21 protein-coding genes and 1 pseudogene are annotated in these 19,215 nt (G+C 66.9%); 5 read left to right on the forward strand and 17 right to left on the reverse strand.

Going from position 1 to position 19,215, the window contains the following annotated elements:
- The 5 genes and pseudogenes from ACR2JI_RS14260 to rpsJ form a co-directional block, all read right to left on the reverse strand.
- Positions 1–159: pseudogene (locus ACR2JI_RS14260) on the reverse strand (50S ribosomal protein L2); the annotation flags it as partial.
- A gap of 32 nt (positions 160–191) precedes the next feature.
- Complete coding sequence (gene rplW, locus ACR2JI_RS14265; RefSeq protein WP_526391045.1) at positions 192–494, reverse strand: 50S ribosomal protein L23; 303 nt, start codon at positions 492–494, stop codon at positions 192–194.
- Positions 494–1,159, reverse strand: a complete 666-nt coding sequence (gene rplD, locus ACR2JI_RS14270; protein WP_526391047.1) for a 50S ribosomal protein L4 — start codon at positions 1,157–1,159, stop codon at positions 494–496. The genes rplW and rplD overlap by 1 nt, the downstream gene beginning before the upstream one ends.
- Positions 1,159–1,812, reverse strand: coding sequence for a 50S ribosomal protein L3 (gene rplC, locus ACR2JI_RS14275; RefSeq protein WP_526391049.1), 654 nt, complete (start codon positions 1,810–1,812; stop codon positions 1,159–1,161). Before rplC ends, rplD begins: the two co-directional genes overlap by 1 nt.
- 15 nt (positions 1,813–1,827) lie before the next feature.
- On the reverse strand, positions 1,828–2,133 hold the full coding sequence (gene rpsJ / locus ACR2JI_RS14280; protein ID WP_003925843.1) for a 30S ribosomal protein S10: 306 nt from the start codon (positions 2,131–2,133) through the stop codon (positions 1,828–1,830).
- Between the two features lie 373 nt (positions 2,134–2,506).
- Between rpsJ and ACR2JI_RS14285 the strand changes: the two genes are divergently transcribed.
- Positions 2,507–3,583: an NAD(P)H-dependent amine dehydrogenase family protein gene (locus ACR2JI_RS14285; protein ID WP_526391051.1), complete on the forward strand. Its 1,077-nt coding sequence runs from the start codon at positions 2,507–2,509 to the stop codon at positions 3,581–3,583.
- On the opposite strand, the gene ACR2JI_RS14290 is transcribed toward ACR2JI_RS14285, so the two are convergent.
- Complete coding sequence (locus tag ACR2JI_RS14290; RefSeq protein ID WP_526391053.1) at positions 3,580–5,139, reverse strand: carboxylesterase/lipase family protein; 1,560 nt, start codon at positions 5,137–5,139, stop codon at positions 3,580–3,582. The genes ACR2JI_RS14285 and ACR2JI_RS14290 overlap by 4 nt on opposite strands.
- Before the next feature lie 118 nt (positions 5,140–5,257).
- Between ACR2JI_RS14290 and ACR2JI_RS14295 the strand changes: the two genes are divergently transcribed.
- On the forward strand, positions 5,258–6,523 hold the full coding sequence (locus ACR2JI_RS14295; RefSeq protein WP_526391055.1) for a cytochrome P450: 1,266 nt from the start codon (positions 5,258–5,260) through the stop codon (positions 6,521–6,523).
- On the opposite strand, the gene mftG is transcribed toward ACR2JI_RS14295, so the two are convergent.
- From mftG to mftA, 7 genes are read right to left on the reverse strand one after another with little or no spacing between them, the layout of a single operon-like run.
- Positions 6,520–7,830 carry a mycofactocin dehydrogenase MftG gene (mftG, locus tag ACR2JI_RS14300; RefSeq protein WP_526391056.1) on the reverse strand — a complete coding sequence of 437 codons (1,311 nt, stop codon included), beginning with the start codon at positions 7,828–7,830 and terminating at the stop codon, positions 6,520–6,522. The two genes, ACR2JI_RS14295 and mftG, sit on opposite strands and share 4 nt — an antisense overlap.
- Positions 7,827–9,233, reverse strand: a complete 1,407-nt coding sequence (gene mftF, locus ACR2JI_RS14305; protein WP_526391058.1) for a mycofactocin biosynthesis glycosyltransferase MftF — start codon at positions 9,231–9,233, stop codon at positions 7,827–7,829. The genes mftG and mftF overlap by 4 nt, the downstream gene beginning before the upstream one ends.
- Positions 9,230–9,943 carry a mycofactocin biosynthesis peptidyl-dipeptidase MftE gene (mftE, locus tag ACR2JI_RS14310; RefSeq protein ID WP_526391060.1) on the reverse strand — a complete coding sequence of 238 codons (714 nt, stop codon included), beginning with the start codon at positions 9,941–9,943 and terminating at the stop codon, positions 9,230–9,232. The genes mftF and mftE overlap by 4 nt, the downstream gene beginning before the upstream one ends.
- Entirely contained in the window at positions 9,930–11,120 is a 1,191-nt protein-coding gene (mftD, locus tag ACR2JI_RS14315) for a pre-mycofactocin synthase MftD (protein WP_526391062.1), read from the reverse strand. The genes mftE and mftD overlap by 14 nt, the downstream gene beginning before the upstream one ends.
- Before the next feature lie 3 nt (positions 11,121–11,123).
- Positions 11,124–12,296: a mycofactocin radical SAM maturase gene (mftC, locus tag ACR2JI_RS14320; RefSeq protein ID WP_526391064.1), complete on the reverse strand. Its 1,173-nt coding sequence runs from the start codon at positions 12,294–12,296 to the stop codon at positions 11,124–11,126.
- The gene (mftB, locus tag ACR2JI_RS14325) at positions 12,293–12,577 is read right to left on the reverse strand and encodes a mycofactocin biosynthesis chaperone MftB (protein WP_526391066.1); all 285 of its coding nucleotides are present in this window, start codon (positions 12,575–12,577) and stop codon (positions 12,293–12,295) included. Before mftB ends, mftC begins: the two co-directional genes overlap by 4 nt.
- The gene (gene mftA / locus ACR2JI_RS14330) at positions 12,562–12,660 is read right to left on the reverse strand and encodes a mycofactocin precursor MftA (RefSeq protein ID WP_526391068.1); all 99 of its coding nucleotides are present in this window, start codon (positions 12,658–12,660) and stop codon (positions 12,562–12,564) included. Before mftA ends, mftB begins: the two co-directional genes overlap by 16 nt.
- A gap of 94 nt (positions 12,661–12,754) precedes the next feature.
- Between mftA and mftR the strand changes: the two genes are divergently transcribed.
- Positions 12,755–13,354 (forward strand): mycofactocin system transcriptional regulator MftR, encoded by a 600-nt coding sequence (gene mftR / locus ACR2JI_RS14335; protein WP_526391070.1) that lies wholly within the window; start codon positions 12,755–12,757, stop codon positions 13,352–13,354.
- Here mftR and ACR2JI_RS14340 read toward each other — a convergent pair.
- Positions 13,351–14,535 carry an NAD(P)/FAD-dependent oxidoreductase gene (locus ACR2JI_RS14340; protein WP_526391072.1) on the reverse strand — a complete coding sequence of 395 codons (1,185 nt, stop codon included), beginning with the start codon at positions 14,533–14,535 and terminating at the stop codon, positions 13,351–13,353. The two genes, mftR and ACR2JI_RS14340, sit on opposite strands and share 4 nt — an antisense overlap.
- An 83-nt stretch (positions 14,536–14,618) precedes the next feature.
- Here ACR2JI_RS14340 and ACR2JI_RS14345 point away from each other — a divergent pair, with 83 nt between their 5' ends.
- Positions 14,619–16,079, forward strand: coding sequence for an amino acid permease (locus ACR2JI_RS14345; RefSeq protein ID WP_526391074.1), 1,461 nt, complete (start codon positions 14,619–14,621; stop codon positions 16,077–16,079).
- Positions 16,076–16,957 carry a universal stress protein gene (locus tag ACR2JI_RS14350; RefSeq protein ID WP_526391076.1) on the forward strand — a complete coding sequence of 294 codons (882 nt, stop codon included), beginning with the start codon at positions 16,076–16,078 and terminating at the stop codon, positions 16,955–16,957. The genes ACR2JI_RS14345 and ACR2JI_RS14350 overlap by 4 nt, the downstream gene beginning before the upstream one ends.
- On the opposite strand, the gene ACR2JI_RS14355 is transcribed toward ACR2JI_RS14350, so the two are convergent.
- The 3 genes from ACR2JI_RS14355 to ACR2JI_RS14365 are packed head-to-tail and all read right to left on the reverse strand — an operon-like array spanning position 16,954 to position 19,082.
- Positions 16,954–17,805: a mycofactocin-coupled SDR family oxidoreductase gene (locus ACR2JI_RS14355; RefSeq protein ID WP_526391078.1), complete on the reverse strand. Its 852-nt coding sequence runs from the start codon at positions 17,803–17,805 to the stop codon at positions 16,954–16,956. The genes ACR2JI_RS14350 and ACR2JI_RS14355 overlap by 4 nt on opposite strands.
- Before the next feature lie 47 nt (positions 17,806–17,852).
- A complete protein-coding gene (locus ACR2JI_RS14360; RefSeq protein WP_526391080.1) occupies positions 17,853–17,984 on the reverse strand; it encodes a hypothetical protein in 132 nt (43 codons plus the stop codon).
- Positions 17,985–18,035: 51 nt separating this feature from the next.
- Entirely contained in the window at positions 18,036–19,082 is a 1,047-nt protein-coding gene (locus tag ACR2JI_RS14365; RefSeq protein WP_526391082.1) for a hypothetical protein, read from the reverse strand.
- Positions 19,083–19,215 lie beyond the last annotated feature (133 nt).

The following is a 19,215-nucleotide window of genomic DNA, read 5'->3' on the forward strand; positions in this document are numbered from 1 at the left end:
GTGCCGGGTTGTGATTCGGCCGTGCGCGTTACGACCGCCGGTCCCGTGCAGCGGACGGAGCAGTGACTTCTCCGGCGTCGAACGGGTGATCTCAGCGAAATCGGACACGCTGGCACCGCGGCGACCGGGGGTCGTCGGCTTGTACTTGCGAATTCCCATGGTGAAGTTTCCTTGAGTCCTGACGGCCCGGCTTACGCCGGCGCTCCGAAGATGTCGATCGGCTTGCTGTCGGCAGCCAGGGTCACGATGGCGCGTTTGGTGGACTTGCGCCGGCCGAATCCGTAGCGGGTGCGCTTGCGCTTGCCCTTGCGGTTGGCGGTGTTCACCGAATCCACCTTGACCGCGAAGATCTTCTCGATGGCGATCTTGATCTGGGTCTTGTTCGAGTCCGGGTGAACGATGAACGTGTAGACGTTGTCCTCGATCAGTCCGTAGGACTTCTCGGAGATGACCGGCGCCAGGATGATGTCGCGGGGGTCAGTCACGGTAGCCATCAGGCCGACACCTCATGCTTAGCCGTCTTTGAATCCGACGAGTGCTCGATGTAGGCATTGAGCGCCTCCACGCTGAACACCACGTCGTCAGCCTTGAGAACGTCGTAGGTGTTGAGCTGGTCCGGTGAAATCACGTGCACGCCGGGCAGGTTCCGAACGCTCTTGGCGCCCACCTCATCGGTGCGGCCGATCACGATGAGCACCCTGCTCCGGTCGGTCAGCGTGCCCAGGAACGCCTTGGCGCTCTTGGTCGACGGAGCCTGACCGCTGATGATCTCGGTCACCGCGTGGATCCGGTCGTTGCGAGCCCGGTCACTCAGTGCACTGCGCAGCGCAGCGGCGATCATCTTCTTCGGAGTGCGCTGGCTGTAGTCGCGCGGCTGCGGGCCATGCACCGTGCCGCCGCCCTTGTACTGCGGCGCGCGGCTCGAGCCCTGGCGGGCACGGCCGGTGCCCTTCTGGCGGAACGGCTTCTTGCCGCCGCCGGAGACCAGCGCACGTGTCTTGGTCGCGTGGGTGCCCTGACGGGCCGCGGCCAGCTGCGCGTTGACCACCTGGTGCATCAGCGGAATGTTCGGCTCGGCGTCGAACAAGGCGGCGGGCAGCTCAACGCTGCCGCTCTTCTTGCCATCCGGGCTGTGAACGTCAATTTTCTTGGACGCCATTACTTCTCACCTCGTTTGACGGAAGTGCGAACCATTACCAGGCCGCCGGTGCGGCCGGGGACCGCACCCTTGATCAACAGCACGCCATTCTCGGCGTCCACCTTGTGGACCAGCAGGCTCTGAGTGGTGACCCGCTCGCCGCCCATCCGTCCAGACATCCGGGTGCCTTTGAAGACGCGGCCCGGGGTGGAGCAGCCGCCGATGGAACCCGGCCGACGATGGACTGCCTGGGCGCCGTGCGCCGCCCCCTGGCCACTGAAGCCGTGACGCTTCATGGTGCCGGCGAAACCTTTGCCCTTGGAGGTGCCGGTCACGTCGACGTAGCTGCCCGCCGCAAAGATATCGGCGGTCAGCTCCTGGCCGACCTGGTAATCGGCGGCTGCGGCCTCGTCGTCCAGACGCAGCTCGGCGAGATGCCGACGCGGGTTGACCCCGGCGGCGGCGTACTGACCGGTGACCGGCTTGGTGACCTTGCGCGGGCTGATCTCGCCGTAGGCGAGCTGCACTGCGCTGTAGCCGTCCAGCTCCGGGGTGCGGATGCGGGTCACGACATTCGGGCCGGCCTTGACGACCGTCACCGGAACGACGCGATTGTTCTCGTCGAAGACCTGGGTCATACCCAGCTTCGTACCGAGGATTCCTTTGCGTGCCATGGTGTTCGCAGACCCCTACTGGATATTCACGTCGACGCTGGCCGGCAGGTCGATGCGCATCAGCGCGTCAACCGTCTTCGGCGTCGGGTCGAGGATGTCGATGAGTCGCTTGTGGGTGCGCATTTCGAAGTGCTCCCGCGAGTCCTTGTACTTGTGCGGGGACCGGATGACGCAGTAGATGTTCTTCTCGGTGGGCAGCGGCACAGGTCCGACCACACTGGCGCCGGTACGGGTAACCGTCTCCACGATCTTTCGCGCCGAGGCATCGATAGCCTCATGGTCGTAGGCCTTGAGCCTGATGCGGATCTTTTGTCCCGCCACGCTTCTCCTACTTTCTCCTGCTGGTGCTCGCCCGCACAACTCCCCGGACGCTGGCTTCCGCCGCCGCTGTTTACCTGTCGTGGTACACCGACCCCCGCGCTCGGGTGTGTCACCCGCACGCAGCCTCCTCAGCGAGAAAACCCGCTGCCGAGGTGGAGACCGGACGCGCCGGTGTCGGCGCTGGTCGCATGCCATGCGCTCAAGGTCGAGGACCCGGCTCAAGGCAACCTGAACAGTATGCCCCATGGCGATGCGTGAGCCAAATCCCGCTTCGACGACGACCGGGCACCGGTGGGTGTCCGCGTTCGCTGAGCGAGCGGGCATTACTGGGAAACCGCGATCCGGGTGCCGTGCCGGCGCATACCGTGCGCTCATGTACCGAGTTATTCAGTGGGCCACCGGCGGCGTGGGAAAAGCCGCCATCCAAGGCATTCTCCGGCACCCCGAGCTAGAACTGGTCGGATGCTGGGTGCACGGCGCCGATAAGGAGGGCCGCGACGCCGGCGAACTCGCCGGTGAGGACCCGGTGGGCGTGAAGGCGACCAACGATATCGAGGCGCTGCTGGACACTGACGCCGATTGCGTCATGTATTCCCCCCTGCTGCCCGACGACCAGGTGGTGATGCGGATTCTCCGGTCCGGCAAGAACATCGTCACCCCGGTCGGCTGGGTCTACCCGGATCGGCAGAGCCCGGCCGTGGCGGCCATCGAGGAGGCCTGCCTTGCCGGAAACGTGACCCTGCACGGTTCGGGAATCCATCCCGGCGGTATCACCGAACGCTTCCCGCTCATGGTGTCGTCGCTGTCCTCGGCGATCACCCATGTACGTGCCGAGGAGTTCTCCGACCTGCGCACGTACAACGCCCCGATGGTGGTGCGCGAGGTGATGGGCTTCGGATTGACCCCCGAGCAGGCGATGAACGGGCCGATGGCGGTGTTGCTCGAAGCCGGCTTCAAACAATCGGTCCGGATGGTGACCGACCGGCTGGGTTTCGACTGCGAGCCGCGTATCCGTTCCACCCAGGAGGTCGCGGTCGCCGTCAACGGCTCCGATGAGCTGATCGTGCCGATGGAGCCCGGCACGGTGGCCGCCCGCCGCTTCCGCTGGGAGGCCATCGTCGACGACCGACCGGTTGTCACCGCCGCCGTCAACTGGTTGATGTGCGAGGTCGAACTTGATCCGCCGTGGACCCTGGGCGAATTGGGCGAGCGCTTCGAGGTGGAGATCACCGGCGACCCGACGGTGTCGCTGACCTTCAAGGGACTGCAACCGGAGTCGGTGGCCGAGGGCCTGATCCGCAACCCGGGAGTGGTGTCCACCGCCAACCACTGCGTGAGCGCAATCCCTGATGTCTGCGCTGCCGGGCCGGGTATCAAGACCTACCTGGATCTGCCGCTGATTGCGGGACGTGCCGCACCGGATCTGGCGAAGGGTCGCCAGATCAGCTAGCCCAGCGATCCCCAGAACCCGCATTGGTGACGGGCGGCGAAATCGGTTGTCAGCGAAGGCCCGCCGGTCTGCAGAGACATCACTTCCGGTCGGTCGGGGTCGAGGGCAGGCCAGTCAGGAAGGCCGGCAACCTGGGGAGCGCCCGTTGTGACGAATCGACTCCAGTAGGCGACCATCTGGTCGGACAGTTCTTGCTGCGGCACCGACAGCGGTGGCGCTCCACCCATCTGGAACAGATAGCGCAACTCCAGCGCGTGACCGGCGCCGGCCGCAAAAGGCGTGTGGCGCAACGGTTCCGGGACAGGGGCGTGACGATCGTTGAACTCATAGGCGTAGACCTGCGCACGACGGGCCAGGCCGTTGGCCATGGCGTTGATCGGACAGGCGAACACCCCGTCGGTGACTGCGGCGGCGTAAGCCAGACCGGCGCTGCCGTCGTAGCGACTCAGCGGGTAATGCGCGGCAACGGCCGTTGCCTGGGTTCCGAACGCTTCACGCAACAGCGTCGAGTAGGCGGCGATACGGCGCTCGCGCAGATAAGTGAGCGCCACAAAGAGGGTGAACTCGTCCGCGGTGCTGCCGATCAGCACCGGCACCCTGGCGGTCGGTGCAACAGAGGCCACCGAGGGTGGTGCGACCGGAAGGCGCCGGGTGCCGGTGAGCGGCCCGCTGAGCAGGTTGGTGCTGCCAATGCGGAAGTAGGTGGGCCCGTCGGGCATCCGATCCGCCGGCAGCGAGAGCAGACATTTGCCGGCGCTGGCGGCGGCTCGACAGCCGAGCTTGGCCGCGTAGTCGATGCTGATCCGTTCCCCGGCGGCCAGGTCGGCCTGGGCCTGACAGGGTCCGCTCTGCATGATGGCCGCGCGGAACAAACCTGCCGACTCCGGCGCAACCAGGTGGTTGCACACCGACATCGCGCCGGCCGACTCCCCCGCGATGGTGACCTTGTCCGGGTCGCCACCGAAACCAGCGATATTGGCGTGCACCCAGCGCAGGGCGGCCTGCTGATCGGCCAGGCCGTAATTACCCGGATCATCGCCGGGTCTGGCCAGTGCCGGGTGGGCCAGGAACCCGAGCGCGCCGAGCCGGTAGTTGATCGTGACGATGACGATGTCGCCGCGAGTGGCCAGCGAGCGGGAGTTATAGATATCGGAACTGCCGTTGAGGAAGCCGCCGCCGTGGATCCAGACCATCACCGGCCGCGGTGTCCGCGGGGTGGCGCCGTCGGGGGTCCAGACCGTGAGGTTGAGGCAGTCCTCACTGGTCCGCAGTCCGTAATCGGGGTCGATGCGCACATCCTGGATGCATCGCGGCCCGGGGCTGACGGCATCGCGCACGGCCGTCCAGGGGACCGGCGCGACCGGCGGCTGCCAGCGCGGCGCCGCGGCATACGGAACACCCTGGAAAAGCCGGAATCCGGCCTCCTGGGTACCCCGGACCGGTCCGGCGGACGTCATCACGACTGCGGGGCCGGGGGTTGCGACGGGCGGGGCCAAGGGCCCGCAACCGGTCAGCGCCAGCACCAGGACCAGCAGTGCTGCCAGGTGCCGGATCACGGGATCCGAGCCTACGCGGCGTCCGCGGAGACGACGTGGGCCCAAATCCCCTTACGCTTGCGGCGATCATCACGCACACTGAAACCTGACACGCGTCAAATGAGGCACCAGGAGAGTCATGAGCGCATCGACCGACCACAGGATCAACGACCCCGCCGGGCGGGTGCTGGCCACTCCGCAGGCCTTCACCGATGAGAAGACGCTGCACGAGTCGCTGGCGCACCTGCGCAACGCCGCCCCGGTTTCCTGGGTGGACGTTCCGCCGTACCGGCCGTTCTGGGCGATCACCAAGCACGCCGACATCATGGATATCGAGCGGGACAACGACCTGTTCACCAACTTCCCGCGGCCGCTACTTGCCGTCGCCGACGCCGACGACGCCTTCCTGCGTGACATCGAGGCGGGTATCGGCCTGCGCACTCTGATCCACATGGACGACCCGCATCATCGCGACGTCCGCAAAATCGGCGCGGACTGGTTCCGGCCCAAGGTGCTCAAGGCGCTCAAGGCCCGCTGCGACGAGCTGTCCAAGATCTGGGTCGACAAGATGGCCGAGAACGGCCCTGAGTTGGACTTCGCCCAACAGATCGCGGTCAACTACCCGCTGTACGTGATCCTCACCCTGCTGGGCCTGCCGGAGTCGGACTTCCCGCGCATGCTCAAGCTGACCCAGGAAATGTTCGGCGGCGACGATTCCGAGTTGCAGCGCGGCAACAGCGTCGAGGACATCCAGGCAGTTCTACTGGACTTCTTCATGTACTTTTCGGCCTTGACCGCCGCCCGTCGCGAGCACCCGACCGAGGATCTGTCCTCGGCGATCGCCAACGCGAAGATCAATGGTGAGCCTCTCTCGGACATGGACACGCTGTCCTACTACGTGATCACCGCAAGTGCCGGCCATGACACCACCAGCGCCGGGATCGCCGGCGGCCTGCTGGCACTGCTGGAACATCCCGACCAGCTGGCCCGCCTGCAGGCCGATCCGTCACTGATGGGCACCGCGGTCGAGGAAATGATCCGCTGGGTCACCCCGGTCAAGGAATTCATGCGGACCGCCCAGTCCGACACCGAGATCCGCGGCGTCCGGATCGCCAAGGGCGAATCGGTGATGTTGAGCTACGTCTCGGCCAACCGCGACGAGGACGTGTTCACCGATCCGATGAAATTCGACGTCGGCCGCGATCCCAACAAACACCTGTCCTTTGGCTACGGCGTGCACTTCTGCCTCGGCGCTTCATTGGCCCGGATGGAGATGCACAGCTTCTTTTCCGAGCTGATTCCTCGGATCAAGTCGATCCAGCTCGCAGGTGATGCCGAGACCATGGCGACGACCTTCGTCGGCGGTCTCAAACACCTGCCGATCCGGGTCGAGCTCAAGGACTAGAGAAACGGCTGGATAAATCCCGCCGCGCGATGCCCGATCATCGCGATCGTGGCGTGCGGCCCCCTGCTCAGTGGCGTGGGTATCACCGACCCGTCGACTACCCAGAGATTGTCGATGCCGCGGACCCGGCAGTGCGGGTCGACGACCGCATGCCGGTCGTCCCCCATCGGCGCGGTTCCGGACAGGTGCTGCGATGTGGACCAGGCCGGCTCTCCGAGTACCGTCCCGTCACCAATGATCTCGGCGACGAGCTCGCAGCCGCGGCGAAGCGCCGCGATATCGGCAGGCTCGCTGTCATAGCGGTGCTGAAGAAGGGGGGGCGCTGCCGGGTCGGCGGCTGTCAGTGACACCCGGCCGCGCGCCTGCGGCCGCATCAGCGCCACCCCGATCCCGGTGGTCGCGGAACCGAATCCGGTTGTGTAGGGACGGATTTCGAGATCCTGATCGCCCAACACCACCTCCAGGACAGGCCGTTCGGCGACAGATGGCCAGCCGGTGGACATCACCCACTCCGGGTGATCCCAGCAGTTCAGGCCGACCGGCAGGTCGGCCCGCGTTGCGATCCCCAATGCCGCCAACTGCTCCGCCGGGCCGATTCCGGACAGCATCAGCAGTTGCGCCGTGGCGATGGCACCGGCGGACAGCACCACCTGGTCAGCCTCGATCGCCACCGGGCCATCGCTGCCGGTGGCATCGACGCCCACCGCACGCGCGCCGCTGAATCGCACCCCGGTGACCCGAATCCCGGTCAGCACGGTGAGGTTGGGCCGATGCAGCACCGGCTCGAGGAATACCGCGCCGGGACCCATCCGGCGGCCATCGGCGATGTTGAGCGGAACCGGCGCCACCGATGACCGATAGCCGGCTGCGGTGACAGCGGTCAGGAACCGCTCGGTGCCGGTGCTGAATTCAGCTGTCGGGTGGGCCGCGATCCTGCTCTCGACAGCCTGGTAATGCCCCTCGACATCAGCCCAGGACCACCCGGGCACCGAACCGAAGTCCTGCGGCAGGGCCCGCCAGAAGTAGCAGCCGTTGACCGCACCCGATCCGCCCACGGTTTCACCGCGGACGATGTCGGCTGTGCGTACCGGGTGATCGGTCAATCGGGTGAGGTATCGACGCACTACCGGACTCTTCGGACCGATCGGCAGCGAGAGTGCATTACCGACCAATTCCCGCACCACCGGATCGGCGGGGCCGGGACCGGCCTCGACCACAGTGACCATCCGACTCGGGTCGGCCGAGAGCCTCTCGGCGAGAACCGATCCGGCGCTTCCGGCGCCGACGATGAGGACGTTTCGAATCACTTGATCTCCGGTTTGAGTGCCCGAAGACTGCGCTGCCGAACCACACCCGCCCACAGTCCGGCACCGTAGGCCAGATCATCGAGTCGCTTCAGTGCCATATACGCGAGGGGCCCTATCGGCATCGGCTGATCCGGGACACGATCGCGAGTGACCCAGGAGTGAACCGCATCGCCAACCGCCGTGACGGCCACCATCCGCCGAATCCGGCGCGAGAGCATCGCCGCGATGAATGCACCCGGCCAATAGTGTCTGCAGACGGCGGATCCGAGTTGAGTGGCGCCTGCGCCGAGGCCCCGGGCGGCCAGCAGTGCCACCTGGGCAGGTGTGGCCCCGCTGCCGGCAAGGGCGGTCGCAGTGCGTCGGGTGTGCACCCCCGCACAGATCAGCCCGGCTAGGAGTCCGGTGATGGTCCCGGTCATCGGCAGGAGCAGTGCGGGAAGTGTCCATCGAGAGATCAGCAGCGGGGCTGTCTTCCTCGGATGACGGGCTGCCAGTGCGCCCGCCGAACTGCCGTAGAACGCCCTGCGGGACAACCAGTTCCGCAGGGTGACGCGGTGAGCGTGACCCACCTGTGCCACCGGTTCGTAGCGCAGCCGGAATCCGGCGTCGATCAGCCGCCAGCACAGATCGACGTCTTCGCCGGAGTGCAGGGCTTCGTCGAATCCGCCCACCTGGTTCACTGCCGTCCGTCGGCAGAGGATCGCCGCGCTGGGGACGTAGGACACCGACCCGTATGGAAGCACCGGGGCCTCCCGCTCGCCCAGGTCCAGTGCAGAAGCCGCGGCCTCGTATCGGGCGATGACGGTGTCGGCGTCGCCGAGGGCGACGATCCGCGGCGCCACCGCGGCTACCGCGGGATCGCTGAAATGACCCAGCAGGGCCTCCAACCAGCCGCGCTGAGGCAGGACGTCGGAGTCAAGGAACGCCACCACATCGGTGTCGCAGACCGCCAGGCCGGTATTGCGCGCGGCCGCCGGACCCCGCGGGTGCTGATGCCGGATCACCTCCACCGCAGCATCTGCTCCGGTGAAGTCACCTATCTCGACTGGCCGAGCGGATCCGTCATCGACGATCACCACCCGAACGCCGCGCAGCGCCGTCACAAGACAGCTCAACCCGGAGTGGTTGTCGCGCACCGGAATCACCACGGTGACGTCCCGAAAGGACGGCCCGCCTGTCGGTCTGGGGTGAGCGACGGTCGCGTCGAGCAGGGTCCGGGCCAGCTGCGCGCTGAGGTCGTCGCGAACCTCGACCCGCCCGGTGGTCATCATGCGTCGAGCAGCCGGCGAGAGCTTCAACAGCCGCATGGGTGTGCCACCCAGCAGAGCGGAGCCGGAATCGAGCGTGGTGACGCCTCGGTCGAGCTGAACCGCGAACCCATCCGGTAACCGGGGTGCGTTCACCGGAGCATTCCGTCGCCGTCGGGCGCCCAGCGTGTGATGCGGCTCAGGCAATCGGCCACCATCTGCTCAAACAGAAGTGCGCCGGCTTCAGCGGTGGCCGTGGTCGGGTCGCCGAGTACGCCGCTCTCGCTGACTGCGACGACTCCGCCGCTGCGCATCCGCGGCATCAGCGCGGCGAGGGGTTCGGCATTTCCCGGGGCCGCTTCCCCGGATCTGACATCAGCGGGCGAAAGGTGCAGCAGCACCGAGGTTTCGGTGTGCCCGGCGTGTGCGTCGGCTCCAGCAACCGAGCAAACGCACCAGGTGACGTCGCGGCCTTCTCTGCGCAGCAGACCCACGGCGGCACGCAGTGCGTCGAGATTGCCGCCATGGCCGTTGACGAACACCATCCGCTGGGCCCATTCGCAGGCCGAGCGCCCGTACTCGGTGAGGACTGCGGTAAGCGCGGCGGTACCCAGCGAGATGGTTCCGGGGAAGCCCTGATGTTCGCCGGAGGCTCCGTAGTGGATTGGCGGCGCTACGAGATAGCCGAGGTGGTGCGCGACATCACCGGCGACGGCGGTTGCGATACGGGTGTCGGTATCCAGGGGTAGGTGCGGCCCATGCTGTTCAATCGACCCGAGTGGAATCACCAGGGTGAGCGACTGCCCCCGGAGCTGGGTGGAGGTCCGGTCCCCCAGTGAGTTCCCGGGGACCTCAGCCGGCCCCACCCGGCACTCCGAGGGTGCGGGTGAACCCGTCTGGCACCAGGATGTCGTCCGGGCTCAGGTCGTGCACGGAGGATTTGGCCAGCCCCCTCAGCGCGGAGTCGATTCCGTTGCCCAGGATGTCGAGCACGTTCTCCACGCCGGCCTGCCCGGCCGCGGCCAGTCCCCAGAGGTACGCCCGGCCGATCATCACCGCTCGGGCACCGAGGGCGAGCGCCTTGACGACGTCGCTGCCGCGACGTACTCCGCCATCGAGGAGGACCTCCACCTGGTCACCGACGGCCTCGGCGATGGCCGGCAGTGCGCGGATCGAAGCGGGAGTGCCGTCGAGATTGTTGCCGCCGTGATTGGACACCGAGATCGCCGAGACTCCGGCGTCCACCGCACGTTTGGCGTCGTCGACCCGCATCACACCCTTGAGCATGAACGGCCCGCCCCAGTACTCACGCAGCCACGCGATGTCCTCCCACGTCGGCGGCGGGGTGCCCATCCACTCGCCGTAGGCGTGGAAGAAGGGCGGCCCGTCCTCGCCGTGACGGCCCTGATTCGGAGCGGTCAGCGTCGGCGGCTTGAAGGTCCTGGCCCACTGCAGGAACCAGCCCGGCCGCACCATGCCCTGCGGGGACATCTTGATCGCAGTGGGTATGTCCATCTTCTCGGGGATCTTTGGGCTGCCCCAGTCGCGACCGTGCGAAAAACTCCAGTCGGTGGTGGCGATCAACCCCACCGCACCCGCGGCGCGGGCGCGGTCCGCGCGTTCGGCGATGGCGTCTCGGCCACCGAGCCAGTAGATCTGGAAGAAAGTCTTCGGGTTGGCGGCTATCACCTCTTCGATGTGCTTACTGGCGAAGGACGACAGCCCCATCGCGGTTCCACGGGCGGCAGCGGCCCGCGCGACGGCCACCTCACCGTCGGGGTGAACCGCCTGCACGCCGGTCGGCGAGATCAGTACGGGCATCGAGATGTCCTGCCCCATCACCGTTGTGGCGAGATCACGGGTCGGGGTGGCGCCGATGACGTACGGTGCGAAACCCAATTCGGCGAACGCCTCGACATTGTCGGAGTAGGTCAGCCCCTTCTCGCTGCCAGCCAGCAGGGCGGAGTACACCGCCTTCGGGAGGCGCTTCTTCGCACGCTCCTGAGCGATGCTCACGGTCTCGAACCAGGTGTCACGGGCCATGATTTAGACCGGGCTTTCGTTGCAGGGTTTACTGGGCGGTTTGGTGAGGGTGAGCATGACCGTCCGGGAATGATCCGCGCGGGGGCTCGGAACCTTCCGATCGCCGGCCAGCGCAGCCGCGCCGTACCCTTCGACACACTCGGGATCGGGGCCGTCCAGTGGCAGTCCGGTGAAGAACTTGGCCGCCATACAACCACCACGGCAGGAGTCGTAGTGGCCGCAACTGCCACATGCGCCCGCCGACTGCGGCGCGCGCAATTCGGTGAACAGTGCCGAGTTCTTCCAGACGTTGTCGAAGCCTCCGACCCCATCGACACTGTCGGACAACACATTTCCGGCCAGGAAGCGGTCATGGATCGCGAACGGGCAGGCGTACACGTCGCCTACCGGGTCGATCAGACACACCACCCGGCCGGCACCACACAGGTTCAGCCCGGACAACGCCCCGGGCTCACCCAGCCCGGACAGGTGGAAGAACGAATCCCCGGTGAGCACTCCCTCGCCGTGCGCGACCAGCCAGTCGTACAGGACACGTTGCTGCTCGGCGGTTGGGTGCAGCTCATCCCACACGTCGGCACCGCGGCCCGATGGCCGCAGCCGGGTAATGCGCAGCGTTGCGCCGTAGCGGTCGGCCAGCGCCTTGAAGTCGTCGAGTTGACCGACGTTGTGCCGGGTGACCACCACTGAGATCTTCGCGTCGGAGAACCCTGCCTCGGCCAGGTTCTCAAGTGCGCGGATCGCCATCGCGAACGAGCCGGTCCCCCGCACCGCATCATTGACCTCGGCGGTGGCGCCGTCCAGGGAGATCTGAACGTCGACGTAATCACTGGCCGCAAGCCGGGCGGCCACCTCGGGTGTGATCCGGACTCCGTTGGTGGAGAACTTGACTCCGACCTGATGTGCCGTCGCGTAGTCGACGAGCTCCCAGAAGTCGGGACGTACCGTGGGTTCACCGCCACCGATGTTGACGTAGAACACCTGCATCCGTTGCAGCTCATCGATGATGTCCATGCACTGCCGCGTGGACAGCTCGCGCGGGTCACGCTTGCCCGACGAGGACAGACAGTGCACGCAGGCCAGATTGCAGGCGTAGGTGAGCTCCCAGGTCAGGCAGATCGGAGCGTCCAGACCCCGTTCGAACTGCTCGATCAGCCTCGGGACGGCGGCGGTGGTCATCGGACCTCCTTGCGGATCAACATCTTCGACTCGGCCAGTGTGTTCAGCGCCTGCAGGTACGGGGCCTGGTTCGGGCCCTCAATTCCGGCAGCGGTCAGGGCAGACCGGATGTCGGGATGCTCATCGAGGGACTCGACGACGGCCAGCATGGTGCGGTTCTTGAGAAAGGACAGCTTGCGCGTCCCGAAGTGGTAGAGCAGCGCCCCACACGACTCGGAGCGCACCGCCACCTGGGGGTGCAGCCGCCAGCTCTGGGCGGGGTCGATCAGTAAACCCCGCACATACCGTCGATGGAGACCTCTTCGACCAGGGTCTCGGTGACCAATTCCGCGCCGGTTTCAGTCTCGTTGCGGTTCGGCTCCATGCGCATTTCCTCTCGGGTTCGCCGATTGTCAGGACAATCGGGCATCGTGTCCGCCATAATATGGCATCAGGTGCCGTAAACGAAGGGGTTTGCGATGACTGCTCCGAGCACCCGGGGTCCGGCCCGGGCCGGGCGCCGCAGATCCACCACGTGCGACCACATCGCCGACGTCGCCCTGGACCTGTTCGCGACCTATGGGTTCAGTGAAGTCAGCGTCGATGACGTCGCGCTGGCCTCCGGGATCGCCCGCCGGACGCTGTTCCGGTACTACTCGTCCAAGAACGCCATCCCGTGGGGCGATTTCGACGCACACCTGGGGCAGTTCGCCGCACTGCTGGACGCCGTCGACGCCGCCACCCCGGTCAGTGTCGCCCTGCGGGCCGCACTGCTGGACTTCAACACCTTCGGCGACACAGAGGCTGCCCGGCATCGGCTGCGCATGCGGGTGATCCTGCAGACCGAGGAACTCCAGGCTTATTCGATGACGATGTATGCCGGCTGGCGCTCAGTGGTGGCGACATTCGTGGCCCGGCGCACCGGGGCGCGAGCAGACGACCTCGTCCCCCAGACGGTCGCCTGGCTGATGCTGGGCGCGGCGCTGTCGGCCTACGAGTACTGGCTGGCCCATGAGCGGGTGTCGCTGCGGCGGGCCCTCGGCGATGCCTTCGACGTCGTCGCCGACGGACTGCCCTAACCGAGTACGTCGCCGATCGGCACGCCGGCGGCGATTTTGGCCCGGGCCTTCATCACCTTGCCGGGCATGCCGCCACCGACGACCCCGACGAGCGTCCCGGCACGTTCGTAGTAGGCCAGAAACTTGCGGCCGTCGTCCTCGACGACGTGGACCACATCGGTGGCCTCCGGTTCGCCCAGGCACTGGATCTTGACGTCGTACTGGTCACTCCAGAAGTACGGCACCACAACCAGCGACGGCGGCTCTTCACCCAGCATGGCCGGCACCAGCACCCGGGCCTGTTCGGCAACGTTGCTCCAGTGCTCCACCCGGACCTGGTGGCCGGCGGCGTCCCGCCAGGAGGCGACGTCGCCCAACGCCCACACATGGGGTTCACTGGTCCTGCCGACCGAGTCGCAGAGCACTCCGTTATCGATCGCGACCCCGCTGCCCACCAGCCAGTCGGTGGCCGGCCGCGATCCGATACCGATGACCACGAGGTCGGCGTCGAGCACATCGCCGTCGGTTAGCTCGACCGCACTGACGTGCCCGTCGGTACCCCGGACCGCGGCAACGCCCACGCCGGTACGCAGTTCGACACCCTCGCCACGGTGCACCCTGGCGATCAGTCCGCCGATCTGTTCGCCCAGCACACTCGCAAGGGGCGCGGGCTGCGGCTCGACGAGTGCCACGTCGATCCCCAGTTTGCGCAGACTGGCGGCGACTTCGCAGCCGATGAACCCGGCTCCGATGATGACCGCCTTGCGCGCCGATGAGGCATGCGCCCGCAACGCGAGCGCTTCACCCATAGAGCGCAGAACGTGTATCCCGGCCAGGTCGGGCAGCGCGGGAATACGTCTGGGCACCAGGCCGGTCGCGATCACCAACTCGTCGTAGTCCAGCCCGGTTCCGTTGGTCAGCGTCAGGGCCCGCGCCGCGGTGTCCAGCGACTCTGCGGCGTGTCCCAGCCGTAGCGTGATGTCGTTCTCGCGGTAGAACTCCGCCGGTTTGAGCTCGACGTCCGCCAGGCCCTTGGTCTCGTCCTGCAGGATCTCCTTGGACAGCGGCGGACGGTCATAGGGCGGATGCTCTTCATCGCTGACCATGGTGATCGAACCGGCGTACTCGGCCTTGCGGAGTTGCTCGGCGACCCGCGCCGCGGCGAGGCCGCCGCCGACGATCACGATGCCGTTGTTGCCCATGAGGAGTTTGTACACGACCAGTCAGCAGCGCGAGGCGACCAGGGCGCGCATAATCTGCGGATCCGCCCATGCAGGAGGCTCCGATGCCAGCACCACCACCTTCTCTCGTCGAACAGATGCTGCGGCGACGGCCGTTGATCAACGCCCCGGTGGCACACGGCGCCTCGCAGAATCTCAAACGCTCGATCGGCACCTTCCAACTCGCCATGTTCGGAATCGGCTCGACGGTGGGAACCGGCATCTTCTTCGTCTTGTCCGAGGCTGTGCCACAGGCCGGCCCCGGCGTGATCATCTCGTTTCTGATCGCCGGGATCGCCGCAGGCCTGGCGGCGATCTGTTATGCCGAACTGGCATCCGCGGTGCCGGTTTCGGGATCGACCTACTCCTACGCTTACACCACCCTCGGTGAGGTTGTGGCTATGGGAGTGGCAGCCTGCCTGCTCCTCGAGTACGTGGTCGCAACATCCGCGGTGGCCGTTGGCTGGAGCCAGTACGTCAACAAGTTGCTTGAAAATTTCCTGGGATACTCTCTGCCGCAGGCACTTTCGGCAGCTCCATGGGATACCTCCCCGGGGATCATCAATCTGCCCGCAGTCATTCTGGTGCTCATGTGCGCGCTCCTGCTGATCCGGGGCGCCAGCGAGTCAGCCACTGCCAACGCCGTCATGGTGCTCATCAAACTCGGTGTGCTGCTCATGTTCTCGGTCATAGCTTTCTCGGCGTTCCACACCGATCGTTTCGCGAGCTTCGCCCCGTTCGGAGTGGCCGGTATCGGATCGGCCGCGGGTACGATCTTCTTCTCCTATATCGGCCTGGATGCGGTGTCGACCGCCGGCGACGAGGTCAAGAACCCTCAGCGAACCATGCCGCGCGCGCTCATCGCCGCACTGCTGACGGTCACCGCGGTATACGTCGTGGTCACGTTGGCTGCGCTCGGCGCCCAGAACTGGAGCGAATTCGAGGGCCAGAAGGCCGGTTTGGCCGCCATCCTCGACAAGGTGACCGGGACGAACTACTGGGGCACCGTGCTGGCCGCGGGCGCGGTCATCTCGATCTTCTCGGTGACCCTGGTGACGTTGTACGGGTCGACCCGGATCCTGTTCGCCATCGGCCGCGACGGCCTGCTGCCGTCGATGTTCGCAAAGGTCAACCCGCGCACCATGACGCCGGTCAACAACACCGTGATCGTCGCGACCGTGATCGGTCTGCTGGCCGGCCTGGTACCGCTGGACAGTCTGGCCGATATGGTGTCCATCGGCACCCTGGTCGCGTTCATCACCGTCTCGGTAGCCGTCATCATCCTTCGGCGCAGGGAACCAGACCTGCCCCGCGGCTTCAGGGTTCCCGGCTATCCCGTCACGCCGGTGTTGTCGGTGCTGGCCTGCTTCTACATCCTGGCCAGCCTGCATTGGTACACCTGGCTGGCTTTCGCGGCATGGGTGTCGGTAGTGCTTGCGTTCTACTTCCTGTGGGGCCGTCACCACAGTGCGCTCAATCAAGGACCCGTCGGTTCGGGCGCGGTGGTGAACGGGGTGCAGCGGTGACCGTCGTCGTCGGCTATCTGGCCGGTGAGAGCGGCACGGCGCCGTTGAACCTGGCCGTCGGCGCGGCGCGGACGCTGAACACCTCGCTGACGGTCGCGACCATCGTTCCCAAACCGTGGACCACGCCGTCGCCGGCCCGGGTCGACGCCGAGTACGCGGCGTGGGCAGATCAGCTGGCGGCCGACTCGGCCAAGGAGGCCGGCAGGTACCTGGATGCGCTGCCACTTCGGTTGGACGTGCGCTACCACGGCCACTCGCACCGGTCGGTGTCGGCCGGCCTGATCGAAGTCGTCTCCGAACTCGATGCCGAACTGCTGGTACTCGGACCCTCGGCGAACGGTCAATTCGGGCAGGTTGCAGTCGGTTCCACCGCCGACCGCCTGCTGCACTCCTGCCCGGTCCCGCTTGCCATCGCACCGCGGGGCTACCGCGAACCGCGCACCGGCTTGCTGACCCGCCTCACGTGCGGCTACCCCGGAACCCCCGAGGCGGTGGATGTGGTCACACGAACCTATGCACTCGCCAAACTCCTCAAGGTGCCACTGCGGGTCATCACGTTCGCCGTGCGCGGCCGCACCATGTACCCGCCGGAGATCGGCCTGCACGCCGAGGACTCGATCCTGGCGGCATGGAAGCAGGAGGCCGCTGCGATGCTCACCAAGTTGCGCACCGACGGTGTGGTGGGCGACGAGGTTGACTTGACTGTGGTCAGCGGCGACGGGTGGGACCAGGCGCTCGCGGACGCGGAATGGCAGGACGGCGACGTACTGACCTTGGGAACCTCACCGCGTGGCGAAGTCGCACGGGTTTTCCTCGGATCGCGGGCAACCAAGATCATTCGACACAGCCCGGTTCCAGTGTTGGTTCTGCCGGGCTAGTACTTCATCACCCCGCGGTCGATTGCAATCTGGGAGCCGGAGAGCACCCCGGAGTTGTCCCCGGCCAGCCAGACCACCACCTCGGCGGATTCCTCGGCCGACATGAAGTCCTGGCGCTTGGCCTTCTTGGAATCCTTGTCCAGCGGCTGGTACGGCATGGCGGCGAAGGCGTTGAGGTAACTCGGGTGCGCGGCGAAGATCTTCATCATCGCGTCGTTCTCGATCATCGGGGTGGCGATCGAGTACGGGTGGATCGAGTTGACCCGGATGCTGTACTCCCCCAACTCCATCGCGAGCGTGTTGGTCAACGCGGTGAGCCCATGTTTGGACGCCGCGTAATGCCCGTTGCCCGGAGTCGCCTTCACGCCGGCCGCCGAGCTGACGATGATGATCGAGCCTCCGTTGCCGGCCTCGATCATCGCCGGGATCGCGGCCCGCAGGGTGCGCCAGGTGCCGGTGAGGTTGGTATCGATGACCGAGTTCCACTGCTCGTCCGTCAGCTCCCACAGCCGGCCCCAACTCAGGATGCCGGCGTTGGCCACCACAACATCGAGCCGGCCGAACTGCTCGATCGCATCGGCCACCAACGCCCGCACCGCGGCATCATCACGGTTGTCGACCTGGCGGGCCAGCACCTTGCGGCCCTCGGCCTCGATCAGTCGAACCGTCTCCTGCAGGTCCTCCGGCGTCGAGGCGACGTAGGGCACGCTGTCTGACACCGGTGCACAGATATCGCTGATGACCAGGTCGGCGCCCTCCCGCGCCAACCGGACCGCGTAGGCGCGACCCTGGCCGCGCGCGGCCCCCGTCACGTAGGCGACTCGCCCCTGAAGCATCGAAGTGGTCATGGCTGCCCAGGCTAGCAAGTGAAATGGAACGTGTTCTAGTCCGGCCCTCAGAGGTCGGCGAGGATCTGGGTCCGCTTGTCGCCGTACTCGGCGTCGGTGATCGCGCCGGTGGCCCGCGGCGTCTCGAGTTCCTGGCCACTGCCGGCGCGCCGGACGATATCCATCACCTGTTGGCGCACAACATGATTGGATCGGGCGTCAACCGCCCCGCGCATCGGGACGCTTGGGACCTAGAACGGCAGACCGAGCAGCCTGGTGATACTGGGCAGACCGATGCTGGGGAAGCCGAAGCTCGGCAGACCGATCGGCGGGAATTGCGGCAGCCCGATCGGCGGTAACGCACCCAGCATCGCCGGTATGGCGGCCATGGCAGCAGCACCCGCAGACGCGCCGGCCAGCGCTTCTTCCGGCGTCGGAAGCCTGGGCGGCGGAGGCAATCCCGGCAGGCCGGGCAGCGCCGGCAGCGCACCGATCGCGGGCAGGGCGGGCAGCGCGGACAGCGCCGCCGTCACCTGCTCGGGTGTGGGCAGCGGCGGAAGCTGCGGGAGCGGAGGCAGCTGTGGCAGAGCGGGCAGTCCTACCGGCCCCGGCAGCGCGGACGTCGCGGCGAACGCTGATGTCAGTCCGCTGAAATCAGCAGCCGGGACGGCTCCCGCCGACGCAACCGCGGGTGCGGCGGCAACTGCGGCAGCCGCGGGAATCGCGGTCTGCAGTTGGTTCAGCAATCCACCACCGTTGCTGGTGTAGGCCGCGTACAGAATGATGTCGCCGAGCAGGATGGCGGTTGAGTTGACGCCGGAGGACACCGCGCCGACCACCGGGCCGGTGATGGCGCCGGTGAGGCCCGCGGCGATGGCGTCCTGCTGACTCTGGACTGCCGGCGCGAGAACCTCACCCCAGTCGACGGCGGGCGCCTGCGGCCCTGGCGGCACGTTGAGCGACGACAGCGGTGCCCCACCGATCGGGGCCGCACCGGAAGACAGACCGGTGGCCGAACCGCTGCCGGTGTCTGCGTAATTGGCGCCCAGAGCACCGAGCAGATCGCCCGACGCCGCGGGGGCCTCGGTCGCAGGCGGGGCCGAGGCGACCGTCGAAGGTGTCGAGCGGGGTTTCAGCGGAGCGGACTGGGTCGGGGTCTGGCCGGAGAACAGCAGGAAGATGATGCCGCCGACCAGGGACAGGACCGACGTCGCCGCGGCGCCCATCACAAAACCGCGCCGGCGCTTCTCCTCTTGGGGAGTCGCAGGCTGCAGCAGCCCCGTCACAGCGGTGGTCATCGGATCCTCGCTTCTTCCCACTGACTCGCGCCGCCAGCAGGGGCACGATCACTCCATTTTACCACCGCCGCGGGGACCGCCAGCAAATGAGAAGCGGGGCGCACCCCCCCGGGGGGGCCCCGTGTCGCGGGCG

This window comes from Mycobacterium sp. (assembly GCF_051006775.1).
Taxonomy (GTDB): domain Bacteria; phylum Actinomycetota; class Actinomycetes; order Mycobacteriales; family Mycobacteriaceae; genus Mycobacterium.

What these genes read in the sequence shown, in the direction of transcription:
- mftD (WP_526391062.1), bottom strand. Translation starts at nt 11,120, where the DNA reads ATGGCCCGTGACACCTGGTTCGAGACCGTGAGCATCGCTCAGGAGCGT.
- mftR (WP_526391070.1), top strand. Translation starts at nt 12,755, where the DNA reads ATGACTGCTCCGAGCACCCGGGGTCCGGCCCGGGCCGGGCGCCGCAGA.
- rplW (WP_526391045.1), bottom strand. Translation starts at nt 494, where the DNA reads ATGGCTACCGTGACTGACCCCCGCGACATCATCCTGGCGCCGGTCATC.
- ACR2JI_RS14295 (WP_526391055.1), top strand. Translation starts at nt 5,258, where the DNA reads ATGAGCGCATCGACCGACCACAGGATCAACGACCCCGCCGGGCGGGTG.
- ACR2JI_RS14345 (WP_526391074.1), top strand. Translation starts at nt 14,619, where the DNA reads ATGCCAGCACCACCACCTTCTCTCGTCGAACAGATGCTGCGGCGACGG.
- mftC (WP_526391064.1), bottom strand. Translation starts at nt 12,296, where the DNA reads ATGACCACCGCCGCCGTCCCGAGGCTGATCGAGCAGTTCGAACGGGGT.
- rplC (WP_526391049.1), bottom strand. Translation starts at nt 1,812, where the DNA reads ATGGCACGCAAAGGAATCCTCGGTACGAAGCTGGGTATGACCCAGGTC.
- rplD (WP_526391047.1), bottom strand. Translation starts at nt 1,159, where the DNA reads ATGGCGTCCAAGAAAATTGACGTTCACAGCCCGGATGGCAAGAAGAGC.
- ACR2JI_RS14340 (WP_526391072.1), bottom strand. Translation starts at nt 14,535, where the DNA reads ATGGGCAACAACGGCATCGTGATCGTCGGCGGCGGCCTCGCCGCGGCG.
- ACR2JI_RS14365 (WP_526391082.1), bottom strand. Translation starts at nt 19,082, where the DNA reads ATGACCACCGCTGTGACGGGGCTGCTGCAGCCTGCGACTCCCCAAGAG.
- ACR2JI_RS14285 (WP_526391051.1), top strand. Translation starts at nt 2,507, where the DNA reads ATGTACCGAGTTATTCAGTGGGCCACCGGCGGCGTGGGAAAAGCCGCC.
- ACR2JI_RS14355 (WP_526391078.1), bottom strand. Translation starts at nt 17,805, where the DNA reads ATGACCACTTCGATGCTTCAGGGGCGAGTCGCCTACGTGACGGGGGCC.
- mftA (WP_526391068.1), bottom strand. Translation starts at nt 12,660, where the DNA reads ATGGAGCCGAACCGCAACGAGACTGAAACCGGCGCGGAATTGGTCACC.